General features: G+C 64.9%; 16 protein-coding genes, 1 tRNA gene and 2 pseudogenes. 7 read left to right on the plus strand and 12 right to left on the minus strand.

Features of this window, described 5'->3' with window-relative positions; genetic code table 11:
- Window positions 1-126: pseudogene (locus D2E23_RS12005) on the plus strand (DNA-processing protein DprA); the annotation flags it as partial.
- Window positions 127-193: 67 nt separating this feature from the next.
- A complete protein-coding gene (locus tag D2E23_RS03465) occupies window positions 194-1,591 on the plus strand; it encodes a DNA-processing protein DprA (protein WP_478213000.1) in 1,398 nt (465 codons plus the stop codon).
- A gap of 20 nt (window positions 1,592-1,611) precedes the next feature.
- Here the strand turns inward: D2E23_RS03465 and D2E23_RS03470 are convergent, their stop codons facing one another.
- Window positions 1,612-1,953, minus strand: a complete 342-nt coding sequence (locus D2E23_RS03470) for a methylated-DNA--[protein]-cysteine S-methyltransferase (RefSeq protein WP_126029817.1) — start codon at window positions 1,951-1,953, stop codon at window positions 1,612-1,614.
- 118 nt (window positions 1,954-2,071) lie between these two features.
- Between D2E23_RS03470 and D2E23_RS03475 the strand changes: the two genes are divergently transcribed.
- The 3 genes from D2E23_RS03475 to D2E23_RS03485 all read left to right on the plus strand — a co-directional run bounded on the left by D2E23_RS03475 (window position 2,072) and on the right by D2E23_RS03485 (window position 5,728).
- Window positions 2,072-3,967: an FAD-binding protein gene (locus D2E23_RS03475; RefSeq protein WP_126029630.1), complete on the plus strand. Its 1,896-nt coding sequence runs from the start codon at window positions 2,072-2,074 to the stop codon at window positions 3,965-3,967.
- A gap of 79 nt (window positions 3,968-4,046) precedes the next feature.
- Window positions 4,047-5,018 carry a succinate dehydrogenase/fumarate reductase iron-sulfur subunit gene (locus tag D2E23_RS03480; protein WP_164520652.1) on the plus strand — a complete coding sequence of 324 codons (972 nt, stop codon included), beginning with the start codon at window positions 4,047-4,049 and terminating at the stop codon, window positions 5,016-5,018.
- Window positions 5,018-5,728, plus strand: coding sequence for an O-methyltransferase (locus D2E23_RS03485; RefSeq protein ID WP_126029631.1), 711 nt, complete (start codon window positions 5,018-5,020; stop codon window positions 5,726-5,728). The genes D2E23_RS03480 and D2E23_RS03485 overlap by 1 nt, the downstream gene beginning before the upstream one ends.
- Here the strand turns inward: D2E23_RS03485 and D2E23_RS03490 are convergent.
- Complete coding sequence (locus D2E23_RS03490) at window positions 5,725-6,546, minus strand: LOG family protein (protein ID WP_126029819.1); 822 nt, start codon at window positions 6,544-6,546, stop codon at window positions 5,725-5,727. The two genes, D2E23_RS03485 and D2E23_RS03490, sit on opposite strands and share 4 nt — an antisense overlap.
- 274 nt (window positions 6,547-6,820) lie before the next feature.
- A pseudogene (locus D2E23_RS03495) lies at window positions 6,821-8,080 on the minus strand (Na+/H+ antiporter NhaA); the annotation flags it as partial.
- 135 nt (window positions 8,081-8,215) lie between these two features.
- Here D2E23_RS03495 and D2E23_RS03500 point away from each other — a divergent pair.
- Window positions 8,216-8,292: transfer RNA gene (locus D2E23_RS03500), tRNA-Arg, on the plus strand.
- A 239-nt stretch (window positions 8,293-8,531) separates the two neighbouring features.
- On the opposite strand, the gene D2E23_RS03505 is transcribed toward D2E23_RS03500, so the two are convergent.
- The gene (locus tag D2E23_RS03505; protein ID WP_126029632.1) at window positions 8,532-8,762 is read right to left on the minus strand and encodes a hypothetical protein; all 231 of its coding nucleotides are present in this window, start codon (window positions 8,760-8,762) and stop codon (window positions 8,532-8,534) included.
- Between the two features lie 182 nt (window positions 8,763-8,944).
- Here D2E23_RS03505 and D2E23_RS03510 point away from each other — a divergent pair, with 182 nt between their 5' ends.
- Window positions 8,945-9,208 carry a helix-turn-helix domain-containing protein gene (locus tag D2E23_RS03510; protein ID WP_240541505.1) on the plus strand — a complete coding sequence of 88 codons (264 nt, stop codon included), beginning with the start codon at window positions 8,945-8,947 and terminating at the stop codon, window positions 9,206-9,208.
- Between the two features lie 110 nt (window positions 9,209-9,318).
- Here the strand turns inward: D2E23_RS03510 and tsaD are convergent, their stop codons facing one another.
- The 8 genes from tsaD to leuS all read right to left on the minus strand — a co-directional run bounded on the left by tsaD (window position 9,319) and on the right by leuS (window position 19,443).
- Complete coding sequence (gene tsaD, locus D2E23_RS03515) at window positions 9,319-10,365, minus strand: tRNA (adenosine(37)-N6)-threonylcarbamoyltransferase complex transferase subunit TsaD (RefSeq protein ID WP_126029633.1); 1,047 nt, start codon at window positions 10,363-10,365, stop codon at window positions 9,319-9,321.
- Window positions 10,362-10,913, minus strand: a complete 552-nt coding sequence (gene rimI, locus D2E23_RS03520; protein WP_126029634.1) for a ribosomal protein S18-alanine N-acetyltransferase — start codon at window positions 10,911-10,913, stop codon at window positions 10,362-10,364. The genes tsaD and rimI overlap by 4 nt, the downstream gene beginning before the upstream one ends.
- Window positions 10,913-11,719 carry a tRNA (adenosine(37)-N6)-threonylcarbamoyltransferase complex dimerization subunit type 1 TsaB gene (gene tsaB, locus D2E23_RS03525; RefSeq protein ID WP_126029635.1) on the minus strand — a complete coding sequence of 269 codons (807 nt, stop codon included), beginning with the start codon at window positions 11,717-11,719 and terminating at the stop codon, window positions 10,913-10,915. Before tsaB ends, rimI begins: the two co-directional genes overlap by 1 nt.
- Before the next feature lie 62 nt (window positions 11,720-11,781).
- Window positions 11,782-12,357, minus strand: a complete 576-nt coding sequence (gene tsaE, locus D2E23_RS03530) for a tRNA (adenosine(37)-N6)-threonylcarbamoyltransferase complex ATPase subunit type 1 TsaE (protein WP_164520674.1) — start codon at window positions 12,355-12,357, stop codon at window positions 11,782-11,784.
- 62 nt (window positions 12,358-12,419) lie between these two features.
- Window positions 12,420-13,400, minus strand: coding sequence for a DNA polymerase III subunit delta (gene holA / locus D2E23_RS03535; RefSeq protein ID WP_126029637.1), 981 nt, complete (start codon window positions 13,398-13,400; stop codon window positions 12,420-12,422).
- Window positions 13,401-13,416: 16 nt separating this feature from the next.
- Window positions 13,417-15,363 carry a ComEC/Rec2 family competence protein gene (locus tag D2E23_RS03540; protein ID WP_126029638.1) on the minus strand — a complete coding sequence of 649 codons (1,947 nt, stop codon included), beginning with the start codon at window positions 15,361-15,363 and terminating at the stop codon, window positions 13,417-13,419.
- Window positions 15,360-16,139 carry a helix-hairpin-helix domain-containing protein gene (locus tag D2E23_RS11565; RefSeq protein ID WP_241227199.1) on the minus strand — a complete coding sequence of 260 codons (780 nt, stop codon included), beginning with the start codon at window positions 16,137-16,139 and terminating at the stop codon, window positions 15,360-15,362. The genes D2E23_RS03540 and D2E23_RS11565 overlap by 4 nt, the downstream gene beginning before the upstream one ends.
- 316 nt (window positions 16,140-16,455) lie before the next feature.
- Entirely contained in the window at window positions 16,456-19,443 is a 2,988-nt protein-coding gene (leuS, locus tag D2E23_RS03550) for a leucine--tRNA ligase (RefSeq protein WP_126029640.1), read from the minus strand.
- Window positions 19,444-19,577: the final 134 nt, after the last annotated feature.

Here is a 19,577-nt window from a genome sequence, read left to right on the forward strand (position 1 = left end):
TACGGACGGTTCGTGGCACGTAACGTGGGGCTGCAGGCCGCCCGGCACGGCCATCTTGTGGTGTCGGGCGGCGCCAAAGGAGCGGACGCGGCGGCACACTGGGGCGCGCTCGCGGCGAGGGAGGAACCTCACTCTCGACGCCGACGTATTATCACGCGCCGCCCTGTCCTTCTGCACCGACGGTCCGGACGCCCTGATGTTCGCCGCGCTCAAAGGTTCGCAATCCGCAAGTCTGCTGCTGTCCCTGATCGCCGCTCCGATCACCGCGTCCCCGCCCGACTGGCTCGACGACATGGACCGCATCGACGCGGCGATCGGCAAGGCACCGACCGAACTGGACCGTCTGTTCATCGTCGGCACCGCCCGATGGGGGCGACGTGCCGACGCCCGCGGCATGGAACGATTCCATGCCGCGCTCGAACGGTGGCGTGAACGTCTCGCCGCTCTGCCGTTGTGCGGCTGGGAGCCGTTGGCCGATCGTCTCACCTTCCATGGCGGGCAGTGGATCATCGGTCCCGCATCCCCGTACTGGCCGCATCAGCTCGACGATCTGGCCATCCGATCCGACTGGGCGCCTCCGCTGTGCCTGTGGGGCATGGGAGACCCGGCCGCGCTGGTCAGCTGCGACGAACCGGTCGCCGTCGTCGGGTCTCGGGACATCAACGACTACGGACGGTTCGTGGCACGTAACGTGGGGCTGCAGGCCGCCCGGCACGGCCATCTTGTGGTGTCGGGCGGCGCCAAAGGAGCGGACGCGGCGGCACACTGGGGCGCGCTCGCGGCGAGGGAGGAACGGAAGGACTCGGACGACCCCGATTATGCGGGGCGTACGGTGGCGGTGTTCGCCGGCGGGGTGGAGCGTCGCGGTCCTTCCTGCAATTTCCGCCTGTTCGACGCCATGCTCACCGCCGGCGGCGCGCTGGTCAGCGAAATGCCTCCCGGCACCATCCCCGAGGCGAGGCGCTTTCTGCTGCGCAATCGCATCATCGCGGCCATGGCCGGCGTGGTCGTCGTTGCCCAAGCCCGGCATCGTTCAGGAGCGTTGAACACCGCCACGTGGGCCGCGGAGATGAACCGGACGCTGGTCGCAGCACCCGGCGATATCGATGAACCGTACAACACCGGCTGCAATCGTCTGGTCCATGACGGCAAGGCCGTACTGCTCGCCTCGGCCACGGACATCGGCGACATCTGTCATGCCGAACACACGCCATATCTGTCGGTCACGCCGTGTGCAGCCGCCGTCGATGAGGACAACCGGTTCGATACCGGTCATGCCGATACGGACCGGACCGACGGCGTCACACCAAACGACAGCGACATCGCCGACCCTTTGCAGTCGATGATGATGACCGCCATCCGCGCGCTGCGCCGACGCGACACCGTCTGCACCGCCGACACCCTGCTGGCCGAGCTACGCAGCCGTCATCCGGGAAAGGTCATCAGCGTCGCCGGCGCGCAGCAGGCGCTCACCGCACTGGAGACGTCCGGCCGCATCGCCGTGGACGCGGACGGCACGATCGCCATCGCCGGCGCCACACGGGCCAGGCCCATGCCAGAGGATCATCTCAGCGTCCGACACCCGCTGTAGCAGCGGAGCACGAACGGCGGTCACGCCCGCCATTGGCAACGGTCGAGATCGACCTTCCAGCCGTCGGCACCGCACGGATGTCCATCGGACGGCGGGACGAACGTCACCCCTTCCTCCTCCAGCAGCGCACGCTGGCGCTCGGGCCCGCCAAACGCAAAACCGGGAGCCAGCGAACCGTCGCGAAACACCACACGATGGCAGGGAATCACACCCGGCTCGGGGTTGGAGTGCAGCGCGAACCCCACGAACCGCGCCGAACGCGGAGCCCCCGCCAAAGCCGCCACCTGACCGTACGTGGCCACCCGTCCCCGGGGAATGCGGCGGACCACATCGTAGACACGCTGGGAAAACGTCTGTTCCATGGCTCCCATTATCCGCCGCACGGCGTTCCGATGACCGTCATACCGGCCGTCGGTATGAACCATCATCGGCGAGCGCCGCCGCTTATGGCCGGTCATGGCTTGTGGGACAATCGAATATATGAGTCCGAAGCAGTTGGAAACACAGTATGACGTGGTAATCGTGGGTGCCGGCGCGGCAGGTCTGTCGGCGAGTCTGGGACTGGTCAGGTCGGAGCGGTTCGCGCAGATGAAGGAGGAGGGGCGCACCCCTCGTGTTCTGGTGATTTCGAAGTTGCAGCCGTTGCGCTCCCATACCGGTTCCGCCGAGGGCGGCATCGCGGCCAGTCTGGGCAATATCGACCATGACGACTGGCATTGGCATTTCTACGACACCATCAAGGGCAGTGACTGGCTCGCCGATCAGGATATGGCCGAGATCCTCGCCAAGGAGGCTCCCTCCATGGTGATCGGTCTCGAGCATGATGGCGTGGCGTTCTCCCGCACCGAGGACGGGCACATCGCCCAGCGTCTGTTCGGCGGCCACACCGCGGAGTTCGGCAAGCAGCCGGTGCGACGCACCGCCTATGCGGCCGACCGTATCGGCCATCAGATCCTGCACGCTCTGTGGCAGCAGTGCGTCAAGGAGGGCGTCGAATTCGCCGAGGAATGGTATGTGAGCGATCTGGTGGTGGAGCGTGACGGTGCCGGCCATGCCACGGCCCGCGGTCTGGTGGTGATCGACACCCATACCGGCAAGGTGCATGGCGTGAACGCGCGCAACATCGTGCTGGCCACCGGCGGTGCCGGAAGGCTTTTCCACACCACGTCGAACTCGTGGGATCTGACCGGCGACGGTATGGCGTTGGCGCTTGAGGCCGGTCTGCAGCTGGAGGACACCGAGTTTGTGCAGTTCCATCCCACCGGTCTGGCGCATACCGGCATTCTGCTGTCCGAGGCGGCGCGTGGCGAGGGCGGGCGTCTGCTCAACGCCGACGGCGAGCATTTCATGGACCGGTACGCGCCCGGCCATGGCGATCTGGCGGCGCGCGACGTGGTGTCCCGTTCCATCGTGGCCGAAGTGGATGCCGGCCGCGGCGTGGCCGATCCCAAGGACCCGAATGGTCCGAAGGACTGCGTGTGGCTCGATCTGACCGGCATCGGCGAGCAGACGCTTCGGGAGAAGCTGCCCGAAGTGTGCGACACGGTGCGTGAATACGCCGGACTCGACCCCGCGCATGATCTCATCCCGATCAAGCCGACCGCGCATTACACGATGGGCGGCATTCCGATCACCGCCGACGGCAATGTCTACGAATGGGTCGACGGCGCCCGCCGTATCGTCGATGGACTGTTCGCCGCCGGTGAGTGCTCCTGCGTCAGCGTGCATGGCGCGAACCGTCTGGGCGCGAATTCACTGCTTGACGCCTGTCTGTTCGGCTCGCGCACCGGTGCCACGATCGCCGCGGACATCGCCGACGATCCCATGGCCGGCATGCCGGACGAGGAGATGATCGACGTCGATTCCACGACCGTGGATGACGCCGCCTCACGCCGCGAGGCCGAAATCAAGTCGCTGCTGCAGCCGGCCGACGCCGAATCCGTCGGCGCCGACGACGACACGGCTGACGACGCGCAGCCCGACGACAACCCCTATCGTCTGATGGCCGATCTGGGCGCGCTGATGGAACGCTACGCCGCCGTGCGCTGCGATCATGACGGCATCGTGTCGGCGCTCGCCGCGCTTGACGGCGAGCTGGCTCCGCGCGCCGAGCGGCTGCACGCGCACAGCGACACCGCCGCCTACAATCAGGAGCTCACCGCGATCCTCGAAGCCCGCCATCTGGTCGCGCTTGCCGCCGTGATGCTCACCGCGTCCGACGCGCGTGAGGAGTCGCGCGGTTCGCTCTGCCGCACCGATCATCCGCAGCGTGACGACGAGCGGTTCCTGGCGCACTCCATGGTGACCCGTGGCCGCAGCGTCGACTGGCAGCCGGTGACGATCACCGCATACCCGCCGAAGGCCCGTCAGTACTGACGGCAGGCACGATTTCGCGTCACCGCACTGAGTACACTGTGGTGACAGTACGTACGAATTTGCGAGGAGAAGAACATTCATGACCAATGCCGCAGTTGACCGTATGCTTACGGTGACCTTGCGCGTCTCCCGTTTCACCCCGAAACCCGAACGGCCCGGCCGTCGTCGCGGCGGCAGCCCGTTCGGCTCCCGTTCGAAGTCCCCATTCGGCGCGGATGCCGGCGCGGGCCGCACGAATCGCGCCCGCGGTAAGCGTTGGACGCAGGACTACACGCTTGACGTTCATGCCAGCGATTCGGTGCTGGACTGTCTGCTGGCCATCAAACGCGAGCAGGATCCGTCGCTCGCCTTCCGCTACTCCTGCGGGCATGGCATGTGCGGCTCGGATGCGGTGGCGATCAACGGCACCCCCACGCTGCTGTGCACCGCCAAGGTGCGTGACTGGGTTCGCCCCGACACCCCCGGTTTCGTCGGCGACGACGGTTTCCGTCCCACCGGCGAGCCCGTGGATGCCGATGCGCATGCCCTGGATCTTGATGCGCTCGACCCGGACACCACGCTGGTCATCGAACTGGCGGCGCTTCCCGGTTTTCCCACGCAGCGTGATCTAATCGCCGACATCGATCCGATGCTTGACCAGATTCGCAAGCTCGAACCGTATCTCAAGGCGGCCGGCGAGCTGCAGGTCACCGATGAGGGCAAGATCAACGCGTTCGAATACCTGCAGAATCCCGAACAGCTTGCCCGGTACGAGCTGTTGAGCAACTGCATCGCCTGCGGCGTGTGCGAGGGCAGCTGCCCGGTGTATGCCGGCGGTGACGCGTTCATCGGTCCGGCCGCCATGATCGCGGCATCCCGATTCATCAACGATTCGCGCGACAACGCGACCGCGTCTCGACTGACGGCGCTGATGGAGCCCGACGGCGCCCGCGCCTGCCAGTCCGTACGCGCCTGCTCGATGCACTGCCCCAAGGGCATCGATGTCGGTGAGGAACTGTGGCAGACCATTCAGAAGGTGGATGCGGCGAGGGTGTCGTCGGAGGCCGAGTGATGAGCGGACGGGATTATTCCAAGCTCGCCAACGGCTGGGAATTCATCGAAGACACCGCATACGACAACGAATCGGATCTGCTGCACGAACTGCGCCGACAGGCGCTGGAGGCCGGATTCGAACAGGGTTCGGCGGCGCAGGCCCGGTTCATGGCGATTCAGGTGCGCCAGACCCGGGCACGATCGGTGATCATTCTGGGTACCGGCGCGCTGGTGGAGACCGTGCATCTGATCGGCGCCCTGAACGCGCTGCCCGACGACGTTCCCGGCCAGCTCACCGCCGTGGATTCGTCGGCGCAGGGCACCACGCTGATCCGCCGCGCGTTCGCCCGCATGCAGGATCATACGCACGTCAAGCTGCGCGTGGTCAATGCCAAGGCCGATGTGTTCCTCCCCCGGCTCAACCCCGGCGACTACGACATGGTGATAGTGACCGGTGACGAGCAGAACTACAGCGGCGCGTTCGATCATGCCGATCGTCTGCTGCGACGCGACGGCGTGCTCATGCTATGCGACGCCCTAGCATTGCGCGGCGCCATCGACACGAGCGATGCCGGATCCCCCGCCACAGCGAGTGCCACCGCATCATCCGACGCGAATGGTCGGATGATGCGTATGTGTCAGCTGATCGACGACGCGTTCGACGACGAACGGTTCGATTCGGCGCTGATCCCCGTGGGCACCGGCATGATTCTCAGCATCAAACGCTAATCCCGCTTGCCGATGAGGCGGGTGGCATAGTCCACCGCCTCGTCGGGGTCGTCGGTGAGCGTCACCAGATTCGGGTCGATCGGCGAGATCATGCCACGGTCCATCAGCGTACCGTGGATCCAGTCGAACAGGCCCTGCCAGTATGCCGTGTCGAACAGTACGATCGGCGTGGTGGTGACCTTGTGCGTCTGCACCAGAGTCAGTACTTCAAACATTTCGTCAAGTGTGCCGAAACCGCCCGGGCAGACGATCACACCGGACGAATATTTGACGAACATGGTCTTGCGTACGAAGAAGTAACGGAAGGTCATGCCGAGATTGATGTAGTTGTTCAACCCCTGCTCGTGCGGAAGTTCGATGCCGAGTCCCACCGATGTGCCTCCGGCCAGCGAGGCGCCACGATTCGCGGCCTCCATGATGCCGGGACCGCCACCGGTGATCGTGGCCACGCCGCGTTCCGCCAGCAGCCGTCCCATACGTCGTGCGGCCTTGTAGGCGGGATCGGTGCGCTGCGTGCGGGCGGAGCCGAATACGGCCACCGCGGGACCGATCTCGGCCAGTGCGCCGAACCCGTCGACGAATTCGGATTGGATGCGCAGCACGCGCCACGGATCCATGTGCAGCCAGTCGGTGCGGTCGTCGGCACGCAGCAGGTTGCCGCTGGTGGTGTCCTTCGGGATCATGGATCCGCGCATGACGACCGGACCACGATAGTAGGTGCCGTCGTAGGGGGAATCCGATTCCACGGGCGCGACGGACGGCACGACGGCCGGCTCGGCGTCGGCGACGGCCTCAGGTACGGTCATGGGTGCCGGCATCGGCGTGGGCGCCACGGGTGCAACGGAATCCTTGCCATGCGATTTGCCGTGGCCCTTACCATGACTCTTGTCCGTCCTGAGTTTGGTTTTGGGTTTGACCGTGTCCTTGGTCTGGTCGGACTTATGATCCTTGGTCTTGTGGGTCTTGGCCTTGCCGCTCTTGCCCGGCTTGGACTTCTTTCCGCCGTTCTGTACGATCTTCGTCACGTGTTCAGCTCCTTCGCGCCCTATCGGCGACGACCTCACCTTACCAATATCAATCGATACGTTCGCGGAATCGTTTCGCCTGACGGCTGAGCAGCACGCCCGCGATCGCCGCGGAGATCAGTGACCCCATCAGCACGCCGAATCGCGCCTCGCCGGACAGTTCGGTATCGACGTAGGCGAGCGATGCGATGAGGAACGACACCGTGAATCCGATGCCGCAGGCGCAGGCCGCGGGGAACAGATCCCGCACGCGCAATCCCTTGGCGAGCTTCAGTCCGGCAAGGTGGGTGGACAGCCATGCCGTGAGCATGATGCCCACCGGCTTGCCGACCACCAAGGCGACGGCGATGCCCATCACCACCGGCGACAGCAACATCTGCACGCTCAGCGTCTCGAAATGCACACCCGTGGCGAACAGTGCGAAGATGGGCAGCGCCAACAGCGCGGAGAACGGCTGCAGCTTGTCCTTGTACCGTTCGGCGCGCGGCGTGGACTCGCCATGGACTTCACGGGCCGGAGTCAGCAGGCCGACGAGCACGCCGGAGAGCGTGGGATGCACACCCGCTTCGAACATCATCACCCAGGCGAGCACGCCGATCACCGCGACGGCCGGCCACGGCACACGCCGCCGTCTGACCAGCCACGCCCATGCGACGGCGCAGGCCGCGATGCCAAGGAACCAGTACCAGGCGTTGAGACTGGAAAAGAACAGGGCGATCACGATCACGCCGAGCAGATCGTCCACAGTGGCCAACGTCATGAGAAACGCGCGGATGGATCCGGGCAGCCCCTTGGCGAACAGGGCGAGCACGGCGAGGGAGAATGCGATGTCGGTGGCCGTGGGCACCGCCCAGCCGCGGGCTATGTCGGCGAATGCGTGGGCGCTACCGGTGGCCACCACATCCATGCCGGCCGGCCCCGGCCCGAACATGGAGAACAGCGAGACGGTGAGCAGGAACAGCACGGGCGGCACCGCCATGCCGCCCACGGCGCAGGCCATGGGCACGGCGGCGGCCTTGGGATTGGCCAACGATCCCGTGGTGAGCTCCTGCTTGAGGTCCAATCCGACGACCAGGAAGAACACGGTGAGCAGACCGTCTTGGGCCCAATGGCCGATCCCCAGATCGATATTGGTGTGCGGCACGCCGATGTGGATTTCGGATACCGCCTCGAACACATGAGCCGTGGCGGGAATGTTCGCCAGCAGGAGTCCGGCCAGGGCAAAGCCCAGCATGATCAGACCGGAGATCGTGTCCGACGCCGCCACACGGCGAATCGTATGCCATACTCCCCCGGTCCTTGCCTTGGCATCGTTCCCGGTTCCCATGTCGGCCACGCGCACCACTCCCCTCCGAGGCCTTGAAAAACAACGGATATCACCATACCCCACAGATGCGACACGCCGATTTGGCACATACGCAAATACGAGTTATATTAATTGAGTTGTCGATTTAGACAGCATGCGCCAGTAGCCCAGCGGATTAGAGCATCTGACTACGGATCAGAAGGTCGCAGGTTCGAATCCTGTCTGGCGCACCACATAATTGTTAGACCCGAAGTCCATATGGCTTCGGGTTTTTTGTTATTTTTTATCAGTTGCTCGTGTCGACGAGCGAGTCCGTCGGTATCCCCCATGACCGAACTCCGTTGACCGAACTCCGTCGATGATCGACGATCGGAGGGTTTGGACGGAGGATTCCGACGGGACCTGACCGCAGTGGCCGCAGTCGCGATCCTTTTCGATTCGGGGGTACAGACTCCCCCACGTCACGTCGTCGTTACTGCGAATCCCTCGGCCAGATCTTCTCCACCACAATGTCGCCATGCCCGTCGATCGGCAGGTTGCGCTTCATCATCTCCACTCCGGCGATATTCCTGAAGAACGTGTCTTTGGCGGGATCAAGCGCATTGAAGACGTCGGATAACGTATCGTCGTCGATATTGGACAGAAGATCCGCCACCGCAGCTGTATTGTGTCCGATGTATTCAAGCTCGGCAAGGATATTCATGAAAATTCTTTCTCCCTAGGATGCCCACGGGGGGCTACGGGTGCCAGTAGCACTTTACCGTAGCACAGTTCGTGTGCCGAGAGACCACCATAGGCGTAAATACGGACTATATGCCGTGGACTGTATAGCCCATGAATTCGACCATGGCCCCTATGGTTACGAACATCACGCCATCGGAGGGCATGACTCCGCATGAATCGGCAATGCAGCGGCGCAGGGAGCTCGGACAGGCCATCGTCCAGCTACGCAAACGACACAATCTCAGTCAGGAGCGTCTGGCATTGGACGCCGGAATCGACCGATCGTATATGGGAAAGATCGAACGTGGGGAACGGTCGGTGAGCATCGACAAGCTTTGGGCGGTCTGCGACGCTCTGCATATCACTCTGACCGAACTCGTGATCACGACGGAGGCCATTCATCGGGGCCGCGATCTGCGCGACTGAATCAGGAATCAGGCAATCAATCCGCTGCATGCCGAGCCGTCCGGCGATCGGTCGACGTCGTCGTCGCGACCGCCGGACGACCGCCGGTATGGTACGGCATGCCGGTGCGGCTACTCCATGCAGATCTTGGACATGGGCATGGCCGAGTCGATGGGGAAATCGGGACTGCTGGGCTTGACGCCTGCCTGCACCAGATTCGAACCGAGCATGGCCACCATGGCACCGTTGTCGGTGCAGAGTCTGATCTCGGGGATGCGCACCTCGATGCCGTGCTGCGCACCGACCTCGAGCAGCTTGGCGCGCAGCTGCGAGTTGGCGGAGAAACCGCCGCCCACGATCAACGTGCGGGATCCGTACTGCTCGCAGCCGCGCACCGCCTTCTTGGCCAGCACGGACGCCACCGAATCGGCCAGCGAGGCGCACACGTCGTCCACGGGAATGGTCTCGCCGGCGGCCTGACGCTCCTCGATCCAGCGGGCCACGGCGGTCTTGACGCCGGAGAAGCTGAAGTCATACGGATGTTTGGCGCCGGCCTTGCCCTGGGTGAGGCCCTGCGGCACCTTGATGGCGTGCGGGTTGCCCTGCTGTGCATGACGGTCGATGTGCGGGCCTCCCGGGTAGGGGAATCCGAGCAGACGGGCCACCTTGTCGAAGCACTCCCCCGCCGCGTCGTCAAGCGTGGTGCCGACCACGTCGACATGCCGGGCCACGTCCTTGACATGCAGCAGCGACGTGTGGCCGCCGGAGACGATCAGCGCCAGCGTGTCGTCCGGGAACGGGCCGAACTGCAGCTGAGTGACGGCGATGTGCCCGATCACATGGTTGATGCCGTAGATGGGCTTGCCGGCCGCGTAGGCCAGCGCCTTGGCGCCGGAGACGCCCACAGCGAGGCATCCCGCCAGTCCCGGCCCCGCGGACACGGCGATCGCGTCCACGTCGGCGATATCGAGGCCGGCGTCGGCGAGCGCCTTGGAGACCACGGGCACGAATGCTTCGGCGTGCGCGCGGGAGGCGATTTCGGGGATCACGCCGCCGTAGCGGGCGTGCTCGTTCATGGAGGAGGCGACCACGTTCGACAGGAGGGTGCCTCCGCGCACCACGGCCGCGGCCGTTTCGTCGCAGGTGGATTCGATGCCGAGCACCACGGGTTCGCTCATTGTGCCGCTCCTTCGTTGTCGTGGTTGATGGTCTCGTGTTGGTGGTTCGTGCCGTCGGCGTCACCGTCCGACGCCTGGAATCCCATGACGTGGGGTTGGATGTCGACGCTCATCGTGTACGCATCGATGCCTTCGGGCTGGTAGTAGCGTTTGCGCCGTCCCATGACGGTGAAACCGAACCGCTGGTAGAGCGCGATGGCGGGGTCGTTGTCCACGCGGACCTCGAGCAGCATGCGTCGCGCGCCCTGGCGTTCGGCGTCCTGCAGGAGTCTGCCGAGCAGTGCGGCGGCGATGCCCTGCCGCTGATGGGCCTTGTCCACGCCGATGGTCATGAGTTCCGCGTCGTCGCCGTCGTACCAGAAGCCAGCATAGCCGCGGATGGTCTTGGTGGCGTCGTCCACGTCGAACACGTAGGTGCGGGCTGGCGCGTCGAGCTCCTGCCGGATGGCGTTCTCACTCCACGCACCTTTGCCGAAGAGTTCGGCCTCGAGTGCGGCGAACGCACCGACGACCGTGTCACGGTCGAGGTCCTCCAATGCGATGAGCATCAGGCGGTCCTTTCCGCGCCGGCGTGGTTGAGCACATGCTTGAGCGGGCTGGGTACCTCGGCGTCCGGCCGACGCAGGTACAGCGGTTCGATCGGCGCGTCCGGCCGGGCTTCGTGACCGCGCTCGGCCTGTGCGGCGAAGATGGACCAGTCGTCTCGCTGGTCGAGTACGGATTCGTCGACGATGTCGCCGAGTCGTTCGATGCCCTGCAGCACGGTCGCGTACTTGCCGGCGCCGTGTCCCACGACGTCGACGATGATCGTGGCGGCGTCGTGACCATGCCCGGCCGCGTATTCGGTCACGGCCCGGTTCACGCGGTCCACGATCGATGCGGGGTAGTCGATGTCCATGGCGATCAACGGCACGATGACACCGTCATGGTCGGTGTCGGACGATACGTCGCACAGTTCGAAATACAGCTGCTTGCGTCGGGCGTCATTGACGGCGAGTGTGAGCACATGCGGCGTGGCGTTGTCGTCGGAGGTGCCGTTCTCGGCGCGGCGTGCGAGATTCCACTGCGCCTGCGGTTCGAGGATGTTCTGTCCGATGAGCGTGGCGCCGGTGGCGAAGGCGAGCGCCTTGGCGGTGATGATGCCGGCGCGCAGTCCGGTGAACGGCGCTGGGCCGGTGCCTACGATGATGGTGTCGATGTCCTGCGGCGTGTTGCCGGACTGTTCGATGGCCTGGGCGATGTTGCCCTGCAGTTTTTCGACGTGGGTGCGCGAGTCGGTTTCGATGATCGGCTCGTGTCCCACGACGCCCACCGTCGACCCGTATGAGGTGTCGATCACCAGTGTGCAGCCCATGTGTTCCTCCCTGTCTGCGTCAGACCCTGCGAAAACCTGTAGTGAGTCTACACCGATCGGTGCTATGCCGGCAGTTGGCGGCTGCGCCATGCATCACCGACCGGGATCAGGGTCACGATGCGGTTGCCGTCGCCGGTCAGTTCGCCGTCGGCACGTACCGCCGCGGTGCCGTCCACGGGTCGGTCGATGTGGATCTCCAAGCGTTCGGGGGCGAGGGCCGCGACCATCTGTTCACCCCATTCCATGAGGATCACCGTATTGTCGCTGGGATCCTCGAGCTCCTCGTCGAGTCCCAAGGATTCGAGTTCGTCGAGGAGTCGCCCGACTGCGTCCTGTCCTGGGGCGTAGGCGTTGCCGCCGAGACGGTAGGCGTCCACGTGCACCAGATGCGCGGGCGTGCCGTCGGCGAACCTGCCGTCGAGTTCGCGGGCGATGGTGAACGTGGGCGACACGATCGGCTCGTCGATGCCCAGTCCCGCGCCGAATCCCTGGGCGAGGGTGGTTTTGCCGGCGCCCAGCGGCCCGGACAGCAACAGCACGTCGCCGCCGTGGACGATGTGCGCCAGTTCCTTGCCGATTCGTCGCATGTCGTCGGCGGTCGGCGCCTGTATGACGGTCGCGTTGTTCGGAATGGTCATCGTATGATCGTTGGTCTCGTTCATGTGTCCTCGATGATTGGTGAATGGTGGTGCGCCGACGTTCAGCCACGTCCCTTGACGGCGATGGTCTCGATGGAGCGTTCCAGCGCGTAGACCGGATCGCCGCCGTTGGTCTTGCTCTGTTCGTCGGCCCATGCGAGCATGCGGATGCAGAGGGACAGTCCGGCGGACGTCCACCCCGGCAGCTGTCGGGTGGCGTTCTTCAATACCCACGGATTCGTCTTCGCCTCCGCCTGCGAGATGGCGCCCGACTTCACTGCGGACGCCTTGGCAAGCGTGCGCAGCTTCATGGCGAGCGCGCCGATCAGAGCGATGGGATCGGTGCCCTGTTCGATGGCGGATCGCATGGCGACGATGGCCTCCGCGGTGCGTCCTTCCATGGCCTTGTCGGCCACCATGAAGCCGGTGACCTGCGGGTTGGCGATCAGATACTGGTTGACGCGCTCAAGGCCGATGACCTCGTCGTCGAAGTCGAAGCACAGCTGGGAGCACATGGCGGCGAGCTCACCGGTCTTCTCCCCCAGTACGCCGACGAGCTGCTGGGCGGCGAGCGGGTCGACGCGCCGGCCTTCGCGTTCGAAGCGCTGGTAGACGAAGTTGATCTTCGCGTCGGCCTTCTTCAGATCGGGTACGTCGATGCGCTGCGCCCCGGCACGTACCATGGCGTCGAGAATGCGCTTGCCCTTGGGACCGCCCTCATGCTGGCAGATCAGCATGCTGGAATTGGACGGGTCAGCCTTCGCCTGCTTGGTGTAGGAGATCAGGGCGTCACCAAGCCGGTCGTCGGCGGACTGCAGGTTGCGGATCTCCACGATCGAGATGTCGGACAGCAGCGACGGGCTGACGGCCTCGTCGAAGGCGTAGGCGTCGCATTCGGCGGCATCGAGTTCCACAAGCTCCGCGTCGGGCCGGCGTTCACAGGCCTCGTGACACAGGTCGCGCATGTTCTGGGTGTTGAGGAACCGGTCGCCGCCGTATACGATGCGGACGGGCGACACGCCCTTGCCTTGTGCTGATGCCATGCCTCCTAATGTTCCGTCAATGCTGGACATCGCCGACGTCCCGTTCAAACAGCATGGTTCGTGTTTCCCTCCACCATGCGCCGACGCGTTCCATGTATCGTGCGCGATATGGCGTGCCGTCATCGTCGCCGCCGTACGCGACGCGATCCTGTTCCGGGCCTCGCCATGGCAGTGCGCCACGGGCGATGACACGGACCATGGCACGGACCATCATGATGGTCAACGGCACGGCCAGTTCGAACGCGGCGACGGCCATGGCGCCCTTCGCTCCCTCATGCCAGGGCAGAACACTGAACCGCGATCCGCCGATCAGTGTGGCACATCGTTCGAGCGGCAGCGTTCCCAGACAGGCGATCCAGGCGAAGGCGAAGCCCAATGCCGGTACCGCCCACGACACGCAGAGCGCCAGCAGTCCGGCGATGGTCGTGAACGCCACGAATGGGGCGACCAGCATGTTCGCCGGCACGGACAACGCCGGTAGCTGCGGGGTCATCATGATCTGCACGGGTAGGGCGAAGGTCTGCGCGGCGATGGTCACGGCCATCGTGTCGGCCAGGATTCGCGGCAGGAATCCGCGTAGGAACCGGGTCACGGCGTCCCCGCACAGGACCAGTCCGTATACGGCGGTGCATGACAGGGCGAAGCCGTAGCTGTGGGCCAGCGACGGATCGATCAGCAGCGCAAGGATCACCGTCCAATTGAGCCCGGATAACGCCTGCGTTCTGCGGCCGGCCAGAAGGCACGCGGCACCGCCCAGCCCCATGATCGCGGCACGCAGCACCGAATCGGACGGGTAGACCAGCGTGGCGAGCATCATATACGCGACGACGACGCCCACCGACGTCGCCCATCGCGGGATCAGAAACCGTGCGCACAGCCGTCGCGTCACCGTGGAGGCGAGCACGAAGTGACTACCGGACACCGCCATGAGATGCATGATGCCGGCCTGTTTGAAGTCGTCCTCCAGTCGTTGCGCATACGCTTCGTCCACGTCGGCGGTGGTGTCGTCGGTCTGTGCAGGCGCCGACCATGGCGTCATAACGACGTCCTGGCCGAGTACGCCGAGCGTAAGCCCCGGTACCAGCACCTGTCCGTGATCAGGAAGACGCCGGGTGACGCGAATGAAGGATTCCTGCATGATGGTGCCGGCGCGACGCCACCATGCCGGTTCCCTTACTTCGGTCACCGCATCCGATGCGTCATCGACGATCAGCCAGGCCGGAGCCCCACCGAATCGTGGCCGCTGCAGGGTTCCGACGACACGGTAGTCGGCGCCCTGACGGAAAACGCAGGATTGGCCGGTCGCATAGACGCGTATCGTGATCGACGACGGTGAGCGAATGCGGTCGACGCTCACGCCATGCACGCGTATGTCGGTCTGGCAGTCGGCGTCACGCAGTGCCGATACGGTCATCGGCACGCTCACCGTACCGATCACCATGGCGGCACCGCCGTTCTCGGCAACGACGTCGATGATCGGATCTGTTGATTGAACCAGATCATGCAGGCCTCCGGACACGCATGCGCACACCATCGCCGTGACGATCACGACACCGTGACAGAGCAGGGCGGAGTCTCGCCGATGACAGTGGTGGCGGTGCAAACGACGTCGCCGGATACGCCAATATGCCACGGCGACCACGATCGGCATGATCAATAGAAGCAGCACGATCGCGGCGGCCGGCCATATCGGCCCGAATGCCTGTCGTGGCCATCGTGCCATTAACGTCATGTCACCGACGGCACCGTTGCAGATATGGCCGAACGCCGCGTGCTCGGCAAGCAGCGTGGTCCAGACGACGACCACGCAGGGCAGCATGCGCCAGTCCCGGCTTCCCTGTTCCCGGCTGCGGTACGGTCGGGTGGACGCACGACGGCATGGCCATATAGGCCGCCGTATGCGTCGGCTACGACGGGGCCGACGACGTTTGCCGGCCCGCATACGCGTATGGACACCCGTCATGATCGCACCTCGACGTAGGGGCGGATCTTCTCCAGCGTTTTGGCGCCGATGCCGGGAACGTCGAGCAGCTGATCGACGCTGGTGTAACGGCCGATTTCAGTACGATGATCGATGATGCGCTGCGCGGTGACCGGACCGATGCCCTTGATGGTCTGCAGCTGCTCCGAGCTGGCCGTGTTGAGGTCGATCAGCGTGGATGTGGGTGACGCCGAGGGGGCGGCGGACGGGTCGCCCGTCGCATTGGTATCCGGCGACTCCTGCGGTGCATCCGATGGTGTATCCGATGGCGTGGCGGATTCGTCCGGGGACGGAACGTCCGGAGTGTCCGACGGCGAGGTCGAGGAAGCGCCGGCCGTACCGTCTGCCGCGTTCCACGACATCGTGCTGAGCCTCATGCCCTGCTGCACGAGCAGGGTCAGACTGAGACTCAGGGCCAGTACGAGGATCAGAATGATGATGGTCGCATGTCGCGGTTCCAACGCCAGTCTCGGCCGGTCGCGCGCGGTCCGCTGCTCCAACAGGTCGTCGACGCCGCCGTCGCCCACGGTCACACCGGCAAGCATGCCCAACATGGCGGACGACGAAGATACCAGAGACGATGATGTGTCCGACTCGTCCCTTGCGAGTGCCATGCCCGACGGATCTGCGGGAGCCAGCGGGAACGGTTCATCGTCGTCGATGACGAACCCGGCAGGAAGCGGCACATCGGTGATGGGCAGGTCACGGATGCGCCATGATTCAATGGTCGGTTCGGTGGAAAGTACAGGTCTGGGCACGGTTCCACCTTGGGCCCGGATTCTGCGATCGGACAAGGGTTCCGGCCGATGTGGTCGAATGAGGCCCCCTCGCATGAGCTGCATCGGACTGTATGCCGATGCGGATAACAGGCGACAGACTACGGATAGATCGCAGGGAATACACGAAAGGCTCCCGGCCTGGGAGGAGCTGCCTTGCCAGGCACGACTGGTTGCCGAGGAGTGCCGCCGAACGAAATTTCGGCGGGTACTCCCCTCAGTCATGCGTCGCATGACAGCTCCCCTCGGCGAGGGGAGCCTATATCACACCTATCACACCGCTTGCGCGGGGATCGGATCAGTTGGCGGGCACCACGGAGACGATCTTCGGGGCCTTGACGATCACCTTGCGCGGCGGCTGGCCGCCCAGACGGGACTGCACGGCGGGCAGCGCCAGAGCGAGCTTCTCCAGCTCCTCGGCGGAGATGTCGGGGCTCACCTCGAGCTTGCCACGCACCTTGCCCTTGACCTGCACCACGGCGGTGACGGAATCCTGACCCACATACTGCTCGTCGGCCGCCGGCCACGGCTCGTGCGCCAGCGACTTGGCATGGCCGAGCCTGCTCCACAGCTCCTCGCAGATGTGCGGGGCGATCGGCGAGAGCATGAGGATCAGCGGCTCCACCGCGGCGCGCGGCACGGAATCCAGACCGGTCAGGTGGTTGTTGAGCACGATGAGCTTGGAGATCGCCGTGTTCGGACGCATGGCCTCCATCTCCACAGTCACGTCGTGGATCGTGTTGTTCAGCAGCTTGAGCGTCTTGACGTCGAGCTCGGCGTCGGACACGTGCGCCTTACCCGTGTTCTCGTCGATCACGTTACGCCACAGACGCTGCAGGAAGCGCATGCCGCCCACCACGTTGCGCGTGTTCCACGGACGGGACTCGTCCAGCGGGCCCATGCTCATCTCGTACAGGCGGAACGTGTCGGCGCCGTAGTTGGCGTACATGTCGTCCGGCGTGATGATGTTCTTCAGGCTCTTGCCCATCTTGCCGAACTCGCGGTTGGCGTGCTGGCCGTGCCAGGTGAACGTCGGCTCGCCGTTCTCGTCGGCCGGGCCTTCCACCACTTCGGCGGCGGGCACGTACTGGCCGCGGTCGTCGGTGTAGGCGTACGCCTGGATCATGCCCTGGTTGAACAGCTTGTGGAACGGCTCGGCCGAATCCACGTAGCCCAGATCGAAGAGCACCTTGTGCCAGAAGCGCGAGTACAGCAGGTGCAGCACCGCATGCTCCACGCCGCCGATGTACAGGTCCACGCCGCCCGACTTGCCGGCCGTGGCGTTGTGGTTCGGACCCATCCAGTAGTCGAACTCGTCCTTCTCCACCATGTGCTTGGTGTCGGTCGGATCGAGGTAGCGCATGTAGTACCAGCAGGAGCCCGCCCAGTTCGGCATGGTGTTCGTGTCGCGGTAGTAGGTCTTCTCACCGTCGCCCAGATCGAGCGTGACCTTGACCCAGTCCTCGTTGCGGCTCAGCGGCGCCTCCGGGTTGGACTCGGCGTCCATCGGATCGAAGGTGCGCGGCTCGTAGTCGGGCACGTCGGGCAGGTTGATCGGCAGCGCCGAATCCGGCAGCAGATGCGGGGTGCCGTCCTCGTCGTAGACGATCGGGAAGGGCTCGCCCCAGTAGCGCTGACGGCTGAACAGCCAGTCGCGCAGACGGTAGCTGACCGTGCCCTTGCCCACGCCGGCGGACTCCAGCCAGGCGTTCACCTTGGCGATGGCGTCATCCACACGCAGACCGTTGAGGCTCAGCGCGTCGCCCTTGGCGGCGGTGGCATCCACGGAGGAGTTGATCACGATGCCGTCGTGGCTGACGAACGGGGCCTTGCCCTCGTAGTTCGCCAGATCGTCGCCGGACTCCGGCAGCGGCTGCACGGTGTAGATGACCGGCAGACCGAACTTCACGGCGAAGTCGTAGTCACGCTGATCGCCGCCCGGCACGGCCATGATGGCGCCCGTGCCATAGTCCATAAGCACGTAGTCGGCGGTGAACAGCGGCAGCTTGACGCCGGTGATCGGGTTGACGGCGTACAGGCCGGTGAACAGACCGGTCTTCTCGCCGCCCTCGTCCACACGATCCTTGGCGGTCTTGGACTCGGCGGCCAGACGGTAGGCCTTCACGGCCTCGACCGGCGTGGCGTAGCCGCCCTTCCACTGCTCCGGGGTCTCGGCCGGCCACTCGGCGGGCACGTCCTCGAGCAGGTGATGCTCCGGGGAGACCACGGCGAAGGTGGTGCCGAACAGGGTATCGGGACGGGTGGTGTAGATCTCCATGTCGCGCTCGCCGTTCGGCGTGGCCACGGTGAAGTGCACAGAGGCGCCGTGGGATTCGCCGATCCAGTTGCGCTGCATGAGCTTGACCTTCTCGGGCCAGTCGATGGTGGCGAGGTCCTCGATCAGACGGTGGCCGTAGGCGGTGATACGCATGGACCACTGGCGCAGCTCACGCTGGAAGACGGGGAAGTTGCCGCGCTCGGACTTGCCTTCGGCGGTGACCTCCTCGTTGGCGAGCACGGTGCCCAGACCAGGGCACCAGTTGACCGGAGACTTGGAGATGTAGGCGAGACGGAAGTCGTTGAGGATGTCCTGCTGCTCGGCTTCGGTCAGATCCGCCCAGGCCTTGCCGTCGGACTCGTGGCCCGGGATGGCCTTCTCGCCGGATTCGAACTTGGCGACCAGTTCGCTGATCGGGCGTGCGGAGCCCTTGGAACCGCTGGGGTTGGTGGCGTCCTCGTCGTACCAGGCGTCGTAGATGCGGGAGAAGATCCACTGCGTCCAGCGCACGTAGCCGGGGTCGATGGTGGCGAAGGAACGACGGTTGTCGAAGCTCAGGCCCATGCGGTGCAGCTGGCGGCGCATGTTGGCGATGTTGGCCTCGGTGGTCACGCGCGGGTGCTGGCCGGTCTGCACGGCATACTGCTCGGCGGGCAGGCCGAAGGCGTCGTAGCCCATGGCGTGCAGCACGTTCTCGCCCTTCATGCGATGGTAGCGGCTGACCACATCGGTGGCGAGGTAGCCGAGCGGGTGGCCCACATGCAGGCCCTTGCCCGAAGGATAGGGGAACATGTCCATGGCGAAGTACGAGGGGCGTCCCTCGGCGTTGCGTCCTTCGCCGTCCTTCAGATCGCCGTTGACGTTGGCCGCCCAGAAGGTGCCTTCCTCATCCCAGCGCTTCTGCCAGTCCTCCTCGATCTTCTGCGCCAGAGCGGCGTTGTATCGGAAGGCGGGTTCCCCGTTCTCGTTCCGCTGTGCGACATCGGCCTCGGTTGCGTCCTGCGCCATGTTGCTCCTTTGTCTGACAAAATTCCAAGTAACAGGGGCAATTATCACCACACATCCGGACACGCCGCATCCGCCGTCCCAGTTGGTGAACGTCCGGCGAACGCACCGATACGGATCACGGCGAAACGGCGCCG

The organism is Bifidobacterium callimiconis (genome assembly GCF_003952005.1).
Classification (GTDB): domain Bacteria; phylum Actinomycetota; class Actinomycetes; order Actinomycetales; family Bifidobacteriaceae; genus Galliscardovia; species Galliscardovia callimiconis.